The sequence below is a fragment of the Burkholderia sp. Bp8992 genome, from assembly GCF_003853705.1.
Classification (GTDB): Bacteria; Pseudomonadota; Gammaproteobacteria; order Burkholderiales; family Burkholderiaceae; genus Burkholderia.
The window spans coordinates 1-14,995 of sequence record NZ_QTQI01000021.1 but is presented as its reverse complement, the minus strand read 5'-3'; the positions used below and the strand labels follow the sequence as shown (position 1 = coordinate 14,995).

The window sequence follows — 14,995 nt, the reverse complement described above, 5'->3', positions numbered from 1 at the left end:
CTCGCCAGACATCCTTGTTACCTTTCCTTTACCGCAGCTTGAGGGTGGTCAGACCGAACAGGCACAGCATCAGCGTAATGATCCAGAAACGCACGACCACCTGCGTTTCCTTCCAGCCGGACAATTCGAAATGGTGATGCAGCGGCGCCATCTTCAGCAGGCGCCGCCCTTCGCCGTAACGCTTCTTCGTGTACTTGAACCACGAAACCTGCAGCATCACCGACAGCGTTTCCGCGACGAAGATGCCGCCCATGATGAACAGCACGATTTCCTGGCGCACGATCACCGCGACCGTGCCGAGCGCGCCGCCCAGCGCCAGCGCGCCGACGTCGCCCATGAACACCTGCGCGGGGTGCGTGTTGTACCAGAGGAACGCGAGCCCTGCCCCGCCCATCGCGGAACAGAAGATCAACAGTTCGCCCGCGCCCGGGATGTGCGGGAACAGCAGGTATTTTGAATACACCGCGCTGCCCATCACGTACGCGAACACACCGAGCGACGCGCCGACCAGCACGACCGGCATGATCACGAGACCGTCGAGGCCGTCCGTCAGGTTCACCGCGTTGCTCGCGCCGACGATCACGAAGTAGGTCAGCACGATGAAGCCCCAGACCCCGAGCGGGTAGCTGATCGACTTCAGGAACGGCAGCATCAGGTCGGCACGCGCCGGCAGCCCCATCGACAGCCCGCTCCGCACCCACGCCATGAACAGGTCGAACACGCGCACGTTGTTCGCCTCGGACACGCTGAACGCGAGGTAGACGGCCGCGAACAGCCCGATCACCGATTGCCAGAAATACTTCTCGCGCGACGACATCCCGCGCGGGTCCTTGTGGACGACCTTGCGGTAGTCGTCGACCCAGCCGATCACGCCGAAACCGAACGTGACGAGCATCACGATCCAGATGAAACGGTTCGTCAGGTCGCCCCACAGCAGCGTCGCGACCGCGATGCCGATCAGGATCAGCACGCCGCCCATCGTCGGCGTGCCGGACTTGACGAGGTGGGTCTGCGGGCCGTCCTTGCGCACGGCCTGCCCGACCTTCATTTGCGTCAGCTTGCGGATCACCCAGGGTCCGCACACGAGCCCGATCCCGAGCGCGGTGATGGTGGCCATCACCGCCCGGAACGTGAGGTACGTGAACAAGCGCAAAAAGCTTGCGTCACCTTGCAGCCATTGCGCCAGCGCCAGCAGCATGCTTCCTTCCTTCTACTCAGTGTGCAGCGGGCGTCGTGCCCGCCGCGGGTTGGTTCGTCAGCGCGTCGACCACGCGCTCCATCTTCATGTACCGCGAGCCCTTCACGAGCACCGTCGCCTGCGCGCCGTAACCGGCCGCGAGCAACGCCGACACGAGCGCGCCGACGTCGTCGAAATGGCGAGCGGTTGCGCCATACGCGGCGCACGCATCGCGCGACGCGTCGCCGAGCGCGAACAGCGCATCGATCCCGCGATCGCGCGCATAGGCGCCGATCTCGCGGTGGAACGCCGGCCCTTCGTCGCCGACTTCGCCCATGTCGCCGATCACCAGCACGCGCGGCGCCGGATGCGCGGCGAGCACGTCGATCGCGGCCCGCATCGAATCGGGGTTCGCGTTGTACGTATCGTCGACGACCGTCGCGCCCGCGAGGCTGCCGGCGATCGCCTGCTTCACCTGCAGCCGGCCCTTGACCGGTTCGAACGATTCGAGGCCCTGCCGGATCGCCGGCAGCGCGACGCCGGCGCCCAGCGCGGCGGCCGTCGCGGCCAGCGCGTTGCGTGCGTTGTGCTCGCCGAGCGCGCGCAGCCGTACCGTGACGGCACCCGCCGGCGTGTCGATCGCGAGTTCGCCGCCGTGCAGGCGGCCGATGACCTGCGCGTCGTTCTGCCGTTCGGCGTCGTGCAGCGCGAAATCGAGGATCCGGTTGCCGGTCGACGCGACGCGCCAGATGCCCGCGTACGCGTCGTCGGCCGGGAACACCGCGACGCCGTCCGGCGGCAGCGCGTGAATCACGGCCGCGTGTTCGAGCGCGACGGCTTCCACCGTCGCCATGAATTCCTGGTGCTCGCGCTGTGCGTTGTTGACGAGCGCGACCGTCGGCGCCGTGAGGCGCGCGAGGACTTCGGTCTCGCCCGGGTGGTTCATCCCGATCTCGATCACCGCGAGACGATGCTGGGCCGACAGGCGCAGCAGCGTCAGCGGCAGGCCGACGTCGTTGTTCAGGTTGCCGGCCGTTGCGAGCCGCGCGTCGGCGCCGACCGCCGCCGCGAAGATCGACGCGATCATTTCCTTGACGGTCGTCTTGCCGTTGCTGCCCGTCACCGCGACGAGCGGCAGCGGGAATCGCATGCGCCAGCCGTGTGCGAGCGCGCCGAGCGCGGCACGCGTTTCGCCGCCGACGATCGCCGGCAGCGTGACGCCGGCCGGCACGTGCGCGACGAGCGCCGCGGCGGCGCCGCGCGCGGCGACGTCACCGAGGAAGTCGTGCGCGTCGAAGCGTTCGCCTTTCAGCGCGACGAACAGGTCGCCCGGACCGGCCGTGCGGCTGTCCGTCGACACGCGGTCGAACGTGACGCCCGCGTCGCCGTGGACGGTTGCGCCGGGAATCAGGCGGGCGGCTTCGCCGAGACTGAGCATCGTCATTCGCCGCCTCCCTTGCCGTGCGTCGCGCGCGCTGCCAGCGCGAGCCGCGCGTGATCCTGGTCGGAGAACGTACGCTTCTTGCCCATGATTTCCTGCGTGGCCTCGTGGCCCTTGCCGGCCAGCACGACGACATCCTCGCGTGCTGCGCCGCGCACGGCCTGCAGGATCGCGCTCGCGCGATCCTCGATGCGGCGTGCACGATCGGGGGCGGTCATGCCCGCGACAATCTGGTCGATGATGCGCTGCGGATCCTCGCTGCGCGGGTTGTCGCTCGTGACGACGGTCTCGTCGGCGAACCGTTCCGCGATCGCGCCCATCAGCGGGCGCTTCGTCGCATCGCGATCGCCGCCGCAGCCGAACATGCAGACGAGCCGGCCGCCGCGCGCCGTGGCGATCGGACGCAGCGCGTCGAGCGTCTTTTCGAGCGCGTCGGGCGTGTGCGCGTAGTCGATCACGACGAGCGGTTCATCGTTCTGCAGCCGGCCGCCGAGCCGCTGCATCCGGCCGTTGACGGACTCGAGCCGCTCGATCTCGGCGAGCGCGGCGTCGAACGGCACGTCGGCCGCGAGCAGCGAGCCGAGTACGGCCAGCAGGTTGCTGACGTTGAACGTGCCGAGCGTGCCGACTTCCACGTCCGCGTCGCCCCACGACGAACGCAGGCGGAATGCGGTGCCGGTCGCCGTGGCGCGCACGTCGCTCGCGACCAGCTCGCGATCGGCGTCGGGGGCCGGCGCATCGCCGATCCCGTACGCGATCGTGCGCACACGGCCGGCCAGCTTCTCGAGCAGGCGCCGGCCGGCCGCGTCGTCGCGGTTGATCACCGCCGCGCGCAGGCCGCGCCACGCGAACAGCTTCGCCTTCGCGGCTTCGTACGCATCGAACGTGCGGTGATAGTCGAGGTGATCCTGCGTGAGGTTCGTGAATACCGCGATATCGAAGGCCGTGCCGTTCACGCGGCCCTGATGCAGCGCGTGCGACGACACTTCCATTGCCACGGCCTTTGCGCCCGCGTCGCGCAACTTCGCGAGGCTGCGCTGCAGCTGCGGCGCGTCGGGCGTCGTGAAACCGGTCGGCACGAGCTGGCCGGGCATCCCGGTGCCGAGCGTGCCGATCACCGCGCACGGCTGGTGCAGCGCCGTCAGCGCGGCAGCGATCCATTGCGTGCACGACGTCTTGCCGTTCGTGCCCGTGACGCCGACCGCGAGCAGGCTGTCGCTCGGATCGCCGTACCAGCCGCTGGCGATCTCGCCCGCGAGCTGGTCCAGCGCCGGCACCGCGAGCGCGACGGGTACGACCGGCGCGGCGGCCAGCCCTTCCGGCTGATACAGCACGGCGGCCGCACCTTGTGCGACGGCGTCGGCGATGAAGGCGCGGTTGTCTGCCCCGTCGACCGCATACGCGACGAACACGTCGCCAGCCTTGAGGCTGCGCGTGTCGGCATGCAGTTGTGCCGCGGGGGCCACATGCTGACGCAGCCACGCAAGCGCGGCTGCGATCTGCTGATGCGCCGGATGGGAACTGCGGGCGGCGCTCATCGAACAACTCCTGGTGAATTACGCGTCGTGCTGGATACGATCATATGCTTCGCACCGCTGCCCGCGGCCAGCTTTTGCGGCCCCGCTGCAGCCGGCGCTGCCGGCGAATCGTCAGACACGACCAGCTGCTTGATCGGCATGTTCGGCGGGACGTTCAGCGCGCGCATCGTGTCGCCGGCGATCGCCGAGAAGACGGGGCCGGACACCTGGCCGCCGAAGTGGCTGCCGGCGGTCGGCTCGTCGACCGACACCGCGACGACGATGCGCGGATTCGGCATCGGTGCCATCCCGACGAACGACGCGCGGTACTTGCGCGTGTAGCCGTGCCCTTCATGCTTGTACGCGGTACCGCTCTTGCCGCCGACGCGATAGCCCGGCACGGCCGCATCCGGCGACGTGCCGCCCGGCGCGACCACCGTCTCGAGCATCGCGCGCACTTCGCGCGCGGTGGTCGGGTTGAACACCTGCGTGCCCGCGACCGGCTGATTGGGGTCGGTCTTGAAAATGGTCACGGGCATCAGCTCGCCGTCGTGCGCGATCGCCGTGTATGCGCGTGCGAGCTGGAACAGCGATACCGACAGGCCATAGCCGTACGACATCGTCGCCTGCTCGATGCGGCGCCAGCTCTTCCACGGCCGCAGACGGCCGGCCACCGCGCCCGGGAACCCGACCTTCGGCGCCTGGCCGAGGCCGATGCTCGTATACATATTCCACATTTCCTCGGGCCGCATCGTCATCGCGATCTTCGTCGCGCCGATGTTGCTCGACTTCTGGATCACGCCGCCGACCGTCAGCGTGCCGAAACCCGCGTCGTCGGTGATCGGCGCGCCGTCGAGCACGAAATGCCCGTTGCCGGTTTCGACGAGCGTATTCGGCGTCACGCGGTGCAGGTCGAGCGCGAGCGACACCGTGAACGGCTTCATGATCGAGCCCGGCTCGAACACGTCGGTCATGATCCGGTTGCGCAGCTGCTCGCCCGTCATGCGCGAGCGGTCGTTCGGGTTGTACGTCGGGTAGTTGACGAGCGCGAGCACCTCGCCGGTACGCACGTCGACGACCATCGCCGCGCCGGCCTTCGCCTTGAACTTCTCGACGGCGGCCTTCAGGTTCGCGTACGCGATGTACTGGATCTTGCTGTCGATCGACAGGTCGACGTCGGTCCCGTTGTGCGGCGGAACCTGCTCGGCGACATCCTCGACGATGTGCCCCATCCGGTCCTTGATCACGCGACGCACGCCCGACGTGCCGGACAGCATCTTCTGGTCGCCGAGCTCGACGCCTTCCTGCCCTTCGTCCTCGACGTTCGTGAAGCCGATCAGGTGAGCGGTGATCTCGCCTTCCGGATAGAAACGCTTGTATTCGTTGCGCTGGTAGATTCCGGGGATGTCGAGCGCGGCGACCTTGTCCGCGACGTCGAGCGGCACCTGGCGCTTCACGTAGACGAACCCCTTGTCTTCCGACAGCTTCACGCGCAGTTCCTTCGGCGTCATGCCGAGGAGCTTGCCGAGCTGGTTGACCTTGTCGGCGTCGAGATCGTCCGGCACCGCGTCGGGAATCGCCCAGATCGCGCGCACGGGCAGGCTCGTCGCGAGCACGAGCCCGTTACGGTCGAGGATCTTGCCGCGCGTCGCGGGCAGTTCGAGCGTGCGCTGGTAGCGGCTCTCGCCCTGCTTCTGGTAGAACGCGTTGCCGGGCCCCTGGATCCAGAACGCCCGCGCGGCCAGCGCGACGAACGCCATGAACAGCAGGAACACGACGAACTTCGAGCGCCACATCGGCAGGTGCACGCCGAGCACGGGGCTCGACGAGAACTTCACGTTCTGGCGCTTCGGCGACGGCTTCATCGCGCGCCTCCCTTGCCCTTGCCTGCCGTGTCGGCCGAAGCCGGGATCGGCGCGTCGATCGCCTTTGCGGCGCCCGCCGGCAGCGTCAGGTATTGCGTGCGGCCGGTCGAGATCGGCTGCATCTTCAGCGAATCGTTCGCGAGCTGCTCGATGCGCGACGTCTTCGACAGCGCGCTCTGCTGATATTGAAGCTGCGCGTAGTCCTGCTGGAGCTGACGCTCCTGCGACTGCGCGCGCTGCAACTGGATGAAGATCTGCCGTTGCTGGTTCGTCGAGTTGACGACCGACAGCGCGCAACCCATCACGATGATCAGCAGGAAGATATTGAAGCGGCTCATGGCGTGACGCGCTCCGCAATGCGCATCACGGCCGAGCGGGCGCGCGGATTCTCGGCGACTTCCGCGTCACTCGGAAACTGGCGGCTGATGATCTTGAGCGGCGGGCTCGGGAGGTCGACGGCACGGATCGGCAGGCGACGATCGACCGCAGGCGCACTCGCGTGCGCCTGCATGAATCGCTTGACGATCCGGTCCTCGAGTGAATGAAAGCTGATGACCACCAGCCGCCCCCCTTGCTCCAGCAACGACAGTGCCGCGTCTAGTACGACTTGCAGGTCCGCAAGCTCTTGATTGACGTGAATCCGTATAGCCTGAAAGGTGCGGGTTGCCGGATCCTTGCCCTTCTCACGGGTTTTGACGACGTGACCCACGATTTGGGCAAGCTCGCCCGTGGTGTCGAGAGGCCCAAGACGGTCGGACTCTGCCCGGCGAGCAACAAGCGCCTTTGCAATCTGAAAAGCAAACCGTTCTTCCCCATAATCCCGTATCACCTCCGTCAATTCCTGCACCGAAGCCCGCGCGAGCCATTCGGCCGCCGACTCGCCACGCGTCGGATCCATTCGCATGTCCAGCGGACCATCGGCGCGGAAGCTGAAGCCGCGCGCCGGATCGTCCACCTGCGGCGAGGACACGCCCAGGTCCAGCAACACACCCGCCACCTTCTCGACGCCGCGCGCCGCAAGCGCGTCGCGCATCGATGCAAAGCTGTCGTGCACGATCGAGAAGCGCGCATCCTCGATGCCCTGCGCCGTCTCGATCGCCCTCGGATCCTTGTCGAACGCGATCAGCCGTCCGCCCGCCGCCAGCCGCGCGAGCACCGCGCGGCTATGACCGCCCCGCCCGAACGTTCCGTCGACGTACACGCCGTCCGGCCGCGTCACGAGCGACTCGACCGCTTCATCCAACAGCACCGTCCGATGCCGCAGTTCATTTCCCATCGCGGGCGTCTCCGTCACCGCAATCAGAACGTGAAATTCTTCAGCGCGTCGGGCATGCCCTGCGCCATCGCTGCCTGCTCCTTCGCGTTGTAGGTTTGCGAATCCCACAGCTCGAAGTGACTACCCATTCCCAACAACATGACTTCCTTTTCCAGTCCGGCTGCCATGCGCAGCTCGGGCGATACAAGAATCCGGCCCGCGCTGTCGAGATCGACATCCATCGCATTGCCGAGAAAAATTCGCCGCCACCAGTGCGCGTCCATCGGCAGCGCAGCGATCTTGGCGCGGAATACTTCCCATTCGGGGCGCGGAAACAGCAACAGGCAGCCGTCCGGGTGCTTGGTCACAGTCACCCGTCCTTCTGCCTGTCCTTGCAGCGCTTCGCGATAGCGAGCCGGCACCGACATCCGCCCTTTCGCATCGAGCGTCAGCGCCGACGCCCCTTGGAACACGTTCCGCTCTCCCGTTCAGGGCACCGAAGCACCCGCTCAATGCTGAGAATTTAGCCCGAATAGCCTGCTAAATCACACAAAAATACACTTTCTCACACTGTCTCCCACTTTAGAGGAAGGGTGTGGCACGGTCAAGGGAGCGGCCCGCTTTTTTGACGAATTTTGTTAGTTAGAACAAGGACTTACGCGCACATGCTCATGCGGCCCCTCATTCCAAAAACCGTTATAAATGAATGAGCTAGTGCAACTTGTGAAGGTGATACGTGAGAAAGACGGCCCAGACAGGCGTGCGGACGGGGCTTTTGGGGGCGGGAAAACGAGGAGTCGGCGGGCGATATCGGGGGCGGCGAACCGGGGCGGGCTCAACCCACCCCGGCGCAAAACTCAGAGATAGTACGCAGTGCTCGTCATGACTTTCGACGCGGCGCGCATCAGCATCCGCGCGGGCAGCGGCAGCTCGATCCCGCCTGCGTCGGTCGCGGCCTTGCCGTGCTTCACCTCGTCGATCCGCATCTGGTCGACGATCGCGCGCGACGCCGCGTCGGTCGCCGGCAGCTCGGACATGTGGCCTTCGAGGTGATTCTCGACCTGCCGCTCCGTCTCGGCCATGAAGCCGAGGCTGACCTTGTCGCCGAGCGTGCCGGCCGCCACGCCGATCGCGAGCGCGCCGGCGTACCACAGCGGGTTCAGCAGGCTCGGGCGCGAATCGAGTTCCTTCAGGCGGTGCGCGGTCCACGCGAGGTGATCCTCCTCCTCGCGCGCAGCCTCCTCGAACATCGCCTTCGCCGACGCCGTGCGCGCGGTGAGCTTCTGCGCCTGGTAGAGCGCCTGCGCACAGACCTCGCCGACATGGTTCACGCGCATCAGGCCGGCGGCATGCGTCCGTTCCGCGGGCGTCAGTTCGACGTCCGGCGCCTCGGCCGGCGCGGGCACCGGCCGGCTCATCCGGCTAATGCCGGTCAGCGATCGCAAGCCGCGATCGAATTCGCTGATCAGTTCATCCAACACGTTCCTGTTCTCCTGGCTGCAGGTGCCGCCGCGAGCGGCAAGGGCACGAGTCCGCTGCGTAACCGACTTGATTATTCAGCGGAAATTGCGGTTAACCCGTGATTTTAACCATTGTTGCATAAAGGAAACATGACGGCCTTGCGCTACGGCATTTCGCTTTGTGGCAAAAAACGGTTTTGCTACATTACGTCCGACTTCTTGCGAAGTTGATGGGGCCCGTCAACAGAACATAACTATCTGCCCCGCCAAAAAAATTCAGTGATTCTTGGAGATCCGTTAATGAAAAAGTCGCTTCTCGCGCTCGTCGCGCTGGGCGCGTTCGCTGGCGCTGCTCAAGCGCAAAGCAGCGTGACGCTTTACGGCATCATCGATGAAGGCCTGCTGTTCAACAACAACGCAGGCGGCAAGCACCTGTACAGCATGGCGAGCGGCGTGATGCAAGGCAGCCGCTTCGGCCTGCGCGGCACCGAAGACCTCGGTGGCGGCCTGAAGGCGATCTTCACCCTCGAAAACGGTTTCGACGTGAACAGCGGCAAGCTCGGTCAGGGCGGCCTGATGTTCGGTCGCCAGGCTTACGTCGGCCTGTCGAGCCAGTTCGGCACGGTCACGCTCGGTCGTCAGTACGACTCCGTCGTCGACTTCGTCGGCCCGCTCGAGGCAGGCGACCAGTGGGGCGGCTACATCGCCGCTCACCCGGGCGACCTGGACAACTTCAATAACGCCTATCGTGTGAACAACGCGGTCAAGTTCACGAGCCAGAGCTACGGCGGCTTCACGTTCGGCGGCCTGTACAGCTTCGGCGGCCAGGCAGGCCAGTTCTCGAAGAACCAGGTCTGGTCGCTCGGCGCAGGCTACAACAACGGCCCGCTGGTCCTCGGCGTCGGTTACTTGAACGCACGTACGCCGAACCAGTTCGGCGGCATGTTCAACAACGGTTCCGCATCGTCGTCGGTTTCGTCGCCGATCTACGGCGGGTACGCGAACAACGCGAACACGTACCAGGTCATCGGTGCTGGCGGCGCCTACACGTTCGGCGCGGCAACGATCGGCGCGACGTACTCGAACACGAAGTTCAAGGGCTTCTCGGCAGGCCCGTTCGTGAACCAGACCGCGACGTTCAACAACGGCGAAATCAACTTCAAGTACCAGCTGACCCCGGCGCTGATTCTGGGCGCAGCGTACGACTACACGCAAGGCAGCAAGATCGACGGCAACTCGGCAGCCAAGTACCACCAGGGCTCGCTGGGCGTCGACTACTTCCTGTCGAAGCGCACGGACGTCTACGCGATCGGCGTGTATCAACACGCTTCGGGCAACGTGCTCGACGCGAACGGCAACGTCCTGAAGGCAACCGCAGCGATCAACGGTCTCGCGGGTTCGAGCTCGGCCAACCAGGTCGCGGCGCGCGTCGGTATCCGTCACAAGTTCTAATCAGCTTGCCTGGCAAGCCGCAGCATATTGAAGGCGCCTTCGGGCGCCTTTTTCTTTTCCGGTGCGGCGGCAACGCGCGGTCAACGCGCCGGGAATCCGGCTGGCCAATCGCGGCGGTAGCGCCGCCGGTGCACCGTGTGCGCCCGCCGTGTCGGCACATGCGATCGGTCGCCGGTCCGCTGCGGAAAGCGGCGGCTCCCGATCTGCCTCGGCTGCAAATGAAAAAGCCCGGCGTCTGCCGGGCTTGTTCTTCGCTCAACCTCGCGGCGACTTACGCGCGTCCGTCGCGCAGCTCGCGCCGCAGGATCTTGCCGACGTTCGTTTTCGGCAGTTCCGTGCGGAATTCGACCAGCTTCGGCCGCTTGTAGCCGGTGAGCCGTTCCTTGCAGTAGGCCAGGATGTCCTTGTCGGTGAGCGCCGGGTCCTTCTTCACGACGAACAGCTTCACGGCTTCGCCGGAATGCTCGTCCGGTACCCCGACCGCCGCCACCTCGAACACGCCCGGATGCGACGCCACCACGTCCTCGACTTCGTTCGGATACACGTTGAAGCCGGAGACGAGGATCATGTCCTTTTTCCGGTCGACGATCTTCACGTAACCGCGCGCGTCCATCACGCCGACGTCGCCCGTCTTGAAGAAGCCGTCCGGGAACATGACCTTCGCGGTCTCGTCCGGCCGGTTCCAGTAGCCGGCCATCACCTGCGGCCCGCGGATGCAGATCTCGCCCGGCTCGCCGAGCGCCACGTCGTTGCCGGCATCGTCGCGGATCGCCACTTCGGTCGACGGCAGCGGCAGGCCGATCGTCCCGCTGTATTCGGTGGCCGTCACCGGGTTGCAGGTCGCCACCGGCGAAGTTTCGGACAGCCCGTATCCCTCGATGATCGCGGTTTGGGTCTTTTCGTACCAGCGCTTCGCGACACCTTCCTGGATCGCCATGCCGCCGCCGTTGGCGATCACGAGCTTCGACAGGTCGAGCTGACTGAATTCGGGATGGTTCAGCAGCGCGTTGTACAGCGTGTTGACCGCCGGAATCGTCGAGATCTGATAGCCCTTCAGCTCCTTGATCATGCCGGCGATGTCGCGCGGGTTCGGGATCAGGATGCCCATGCCGCCCGTGCGCATCGTCAGGAAACCGCAGACGGTCAGTGCGAACACGTGATACAGCGGCAGCGCGACGACCGTCACGAACTGTTTCACCTCCGGGTACTTCTCGTGCGCCGGATGGTGCCAGGCGCCGGCCTGCAGCACGTTCGACACGATGTTCCGGTGCAACAGCGTTGCGCCCTTCGCAACGCCGGTCGTCCCGCCGGTGTATTGCAGGAACGCGACGTCGTTCGGGCCGATCGTCTGCGGCTTGAACGCCTGGCGTGCACCTTCCGACAGCGCGGCCTTGAAACGCGTGAACGACGGCAGCTGCCACGCAGGCACCATCTTCTTCACGTTGCGCACCACGTAATTGACGAGCCATCCCTTGATGCCCAGCAGGTCGCCCATCGATGCGACGACGACGTGCTTGATGGCCGTATTGGCGATGACGGACTGCAGCGTCGACGCGAAATTCTCGAGGATGACGATCGCTTCCGCGCCGCTGTCCTTCAACTGGTGCTCGAGCTCGCGCGGCGTATAGAGCGGGTTGACGTTGACGACGGTGTAGCCGGCGCGCAATACCGCGGCAATCGCCACCGGATACTGGAGCACGTTCGGCATCATGATCGCGACGCGCGCGCCGCGTGCCAGGCCACGGGATTGCAGCCATGCGCCGAACTGCCGCGACAGCTTGTCGAGCTCACCGTACGTGATGCCCTTGCCCATGCAGACGAACGCGGTGCGATCGCGATACTGCCGGAAGCTTTCGTCGAGCAGGTCCGGCACGGAAGGATAAGGAGACGCGTCAATTTCGGCTGGAACGCCGGGTGGGTACGATTTCAGCCAAATTTTGTCCATGCCGCGCGTCTCCTCACAGATTTTCGAATGGTCGTGCTAAAACGCATCGTAACGGCTCCCCCGCCCCGAGACAACAGAGTTAGATGTCCACTTCGAACTTCTGGAGACATTCGTCCGATCATAAGGCAACATTCGATCAAATTCGCTCAACTTCCACAAGACAATCGTAAAACGTCGCCGAATTGCCGAGATCGGTCAGCGCCTGGCTCGTCACCTCGTTTGCGTTCCGGCCATCCGGTGACAGTTTCTTCCACCAGATCGACAGCCCGACGACGAGGCCCACGCGTGCGCGATCGGTAATTCGCGCGAGCGCCTGCATCGATCCGCGATCGTTGAAGATGCGCACCACGTCACCGTCGGCAATGCCGCGCGCCTGCGCGTCGGACGGGTGCATGTCGAGATGCGGCTCGCCTTCCGTCGTGCGCAGGCTGTCGACGTTCACGAACGTGCTGTTCAGGAAGTGACGAGCCGGCGGCGAGATCATCGCGAGCGGATAACGCGCAGCGAGCTCGGGCGCGGCTTCAGCCGATTCGAACGGCGGCAGGTAGTCGGGAACGGGGTCCATGCCCATCTGCTCGAGCCGCGGGCTGTAGAACTCGCACTTGCCTGACGGGGTCCGGAAACCACCGTTCGCGAACGGCGCCTCCGGCAGCTTGAGCTTCAGCCAGCCTTCGCGCTTCAACGTCTCCCAATCGCTGTCGAGTGCCGGGTCGTCCCAGCGGAGCGCCGCGCGCGCGATCTCTTCGTCGCTGTGATACAGCGCCGGCTCGTCGAGTCCCATGCTGCGCGCGATGCCACGGAAAATCTCCGTGTTCGGCCGTGCCTCACCCACCGGCGGAATCGACGGCAGGTTCGCCATCACGTACGTGTGGCCATACGACTTGTGAATATCGAGATGCTCGAGCTGAGTGGTTGCCGGCAACACGACGTCGGCGAAATCGACGGTATCTGTCTTGAAATGTTCGAGAACGACCGTGAACAGGTCCTCGCGAGCAAAACCCGCGGCGACCTTCGAAGAGTCCGGTGCGACCGCTACCGGGTTCGAGTTGTACACGATCACCGCCTCGACCTTCGGCCCGAACGTCGCGTCGCCCGCGTGCAATAGCGCGTCACCGATCGCGTTCATGTTGATGATGCGCGGCAGCTGGTGCGGCCAACCGGGCATCAGGTCCGGACGCAGCAGCGCCGCCTGGTCGACCGGCGCGGATTCCGACGATGAGAGCAACAGCCCGCCGGCCCGATCGCGCCACGCGCCCGTCAGCGCCGGCAGACTTGCAATCGCGCGCACCGCATTGCCGCCACCGCGAACGCGCTGCATGCCGTAGTTGAGGCGGATCGACGCCTTGCGGGTCGCACCGTAGCGACGCGCAAGATCGACCAGCTCCGCCGCATCGACACCGCAAATCTGCGCCACGCGTTCCGGCGGATAGGACATTGCGCGCTCTTTGAGCGCATCGAAGCCAAGCGTATGGTCTGCGATGTAGTCGTGATCGAGCAGGTTTTCGGTCATCAGCACATGCATCATGCCGAGCGCAAATGCGCCGTCGGTGCCGGGCTTCAGCGCGATGTGCTGATGGCATTTTTCCGCAGTCAGCGAACGATACGGGTCGATCGCGACGAGACGCGCGCCGCGGCGCTTCGCTTCCTGCGCGCGCGTCCAGAAGTGCAGGCTCGACGCGATCGGATTCGCGCCCCAGATCAGAATCAGCTCGCTTTCCTCGAAATGTTCGAGGTGCATACCGAGACTGCCGCCATACGTGTATCGCAGCCCCGCTGCGCCTGCTGCCGCGCAGATCGTGCGCTCGAGCCGCGATGCGCCGAGCTTGTGGAAGAACCGCTGGGCGATGCCCTCGCCCTGCACGAGCCCCATCGTCCCTGCGTAGCTGTACGGCATGATCGCTTCCGGCGCGCGAGCAGCGATTTCACCGAGACGACGGCCGATCTCGTCGAACGCCTCGTTCCAGCTGATCGGCAGGAAGCGCCCCTCCCCCTTCGCGCCGACGCGTTTGAGCGGTACCGTCAGGCGATCGGGATGGTGCACGCGATCGGCATAACGGCTGACCTTCGTGCACAGCACGCCTTGCGTCGGCGGGTGGTCGGGATCGCCCGTGACCTTGATCGCCTTGCCGTTCTCGACGGTCACGCGCATCGCGCACGTGTCCGGACAATCGTGCGGGCAGACGGCCCGGGCTACCTGTGTGGCGGCGTTCATCGTTTTGAATGCGGAGAGGGGAATTCGCGAATTTTACGTGGACGCGCCGAATAAAGCGTTCATTTCGTTCGGATCGCGGGTTGCCTGACCGAAGACCGACTGATGACGCGGGGCGCCGTGGAGAACGGGAGGTTGAGCACAGAGCGCGTTTTGATCGACGATGCGCTCAGTAAGCCCGTGAATCGCAACAGATATCAACCAGCAGGAGAAATCGGTACCACGTCTGGTCTTTGGAAGAGTGACGTAGACGACTCCAACGTCGCTTCGCGGCTCCACGCACATTTCCTTCGCGCCAATGCAAAAACCCCCGCCTTTCGGGCGGGGGTTCTTGGCTTAGGGAGCCTGACGATTACCTACTTTCACACGGGAATCCGCACTATCATCGGCGTAGAGTCGTTTCACGGTCCTGTTCGGGATGGGAAGGGGTGGGACCGACTCGCTATGGTCATCAGGCAAAGAGGGTTGTTGCGTTGCTTCGCAGCGCAACCAATCTGGGAAGAAGCAGTAATCTTGAGTTGTGTGTATCACACACGAGAATCCAACATGTCGCTTTGGATCGCGGCCAGTGCTTTCACACGGCGCCGATCTACAAGGCAGACTTGTTATAGGATCAAGCCTTACGGGCAATTAGTATCAGTTAGCTGAACGCATTACTGCGCTTACACACCTGA

At 65.1% G+C, this 14,995-nt stretch carries 11 protein-coding genes and 1 rRNA gene; 1 reads left to right on the top strand and 11 read right to left on the bottom strand.

What is annotated here, in order from left to right; genetic code table 11:
- Positions 1 to 28: 28 nt before the first annotated feature.
- The 8 genes from mraY to coq7 all read right to left on the bottom strand — a co-directional run bounded on the left by mraY (position 29) and on the right by coq7 (position 8,736).
- A complete protein-coding gene (gene mraY, locus DIE03_RS26725; protein ID WP_006477019.1) occupies positions 29 to 1,198 on the bottom strand; it encodes a phospho-N-acetylmuramoyl-pentapeptide-transferase in 1,170 nt (389 codons plus the stop codon).
- Positions 1,199 to 1,214: 16 nt separating this feature from the next.
- A complete protein-coding gene (gene murF / locus DIE03_RS26720; RefSeq protein WP_124455304.1) occupies positions 1,215 to 2,621 on the bottom strand; it encodes a UDP-N-acetylmuramoyl-tripeptide--D-alanyl-D-alanine ligase in 1,407 nt (468 codons plus the stop codon).
- Positions 2,618 to 4,156 (bottom strand): UDP-N-acetylmuramoyl-L-alanyl-D-glutamate--2,6-diaminopimelate ligase, encoded by a 1,539-nt coding sequence (locus DIE03_RS26715; protein ID WP_124455303.1) that lies wholly within the window; start codon positions 4,154 to 4,156, stop codon positions 2,618 to 2,620. Before DIE03_RS26715 ends, murF begins: the two co-directional genes overlap by 4 nt.
- Positions 4,153 to 6,000 carry a penicillin-binding protein 2 gene (locus DIE03_RS26710; protein ID WP_124455302.1) on the bottom strand — a complete coding sequence of 616 codons (1,848 nt, stop codon included), beginning with the start codon at positions 5,998 to 6,000 and terminating at the stop codon, positions 4,153 to 4,155. Before DIE03_RS26710 ends, DIE03_RS26715 begins: the two co-directional genes overlap by 4 nt.
- Positions 5,997 to 6,338 (bottom strand): cell division protein FtsL, encoded by a 342-nt coding sequence (gene ftsL / locus DIE03_RS26705; protein ID WP_124455301.1) that lies wholly within the window; start codon positions 6,336 to 6,338, stop codon positions 5,997 to 5,999. Before ftsL ends, DIE03_RS26710 begins: the two co-directional genes overlap by 4 nt.
- Positions 6,335 to 7,276 carry a 16S rRNA (cytosine(1402)-N(4))-methyltransferase RsmH gene (gene rsmH / locus DIE03_RS26700; protein ID WP_124455300.1) on the bottom strand — a complete coding sequence of 314 codons (942 nt, stop codon included), beginning with the start codon at positions 7,274 to 7,276 and terminating at the stop codon, positions 6,335 to 6,337. The genes ftsL and rsmH overlap by 4 nt, the downstream gene beginning before the upstream one ends.
- Positions 7,277 to 7,299: 23 nt before the next feature.
- A complete protein-coding gene (gene mraZ, locus DIE03_RS26695) occupies positions 7,300 to 7,728 on the bottom strand; it encodes a division/cell wall cluster transcriptional repressor MraZ (RefSeq protein ID WP_006487094.1) in 429 nt (142 codons plus the stop codon).
- 384 nt (positions 7,729 to 8,112) lie between these two features.
- Complete coding sequence (gene coq7 / locus DIE03_RS26690) at positions 8,113 to 8,736, bottom strand: 2-polyprenyl-3-methyl-6-methoxy-1,4-benzoquinone monooxygenase (protein ID WP_124455299.1); 624 nt, start codon at positions 8,734 to 8,736, stop codon at positions 8,113 to 8,115.
- A gap of 279 nt (positions 8,737 to 9,015) precedes the next feature.
- On the opposite strand from coq7, the gene DIE03_RS26685 reads away from it, so the two are divergent.
- A complete protein-coding gene (locus DIE03_RS26685) occupies positions 9,016 to 10,167 on the top strand; it encodes a porin (RefSeq protein ID WP_124455298.1) in 1,152 nt (383 codons plus the stop codon).
- A 271-nt stretch (positions 10,168 to 10,438) separates the two neighbouring features.
- Here DIE03_RS26685 and DIE03_RS26680 read toward each other — a convergent pair whose 3' ends face one another.
- The 3 genes from DIE03_RS26680 to rrf form a co-directional block, all read right to left on the bottom strand.
- A complete protein-coding gene (locus DIE03_RS26680) occupies positions 10,439 to 12,112 on the bottom strand; it encodes a long-chain fatty acid--CoA ligase (RefSeq protein WP_124455297.1) in 1,674 nt (557 codons plus the stop codon).
- A gap of 136 nt (positions 12,113 to 12,248) precedes the next feature.
- Positions 12,249 to 14,324 (bottom strand): molybdopterin-dependent oxidoreductase, encoded by a 2,076-nt coding sequence (locus tag DIE03_RS26675; RefSeq protein ID WP_124455296.1) that lies wholly within the window; start codon positions 14,322 to 14,324, stop codon positions 12,249 to 12,251.
- Positions 14,325 to 14,664: 340 nt separating this feature from the next.
- Positions 14,665 to 14,777, bottom strand: a 5S ribosomal RNA gene (rrf, locus tag DIE03_RS26670).
- Positions 14,778 to 14,995: the final 218 nt, after the last annotated feature.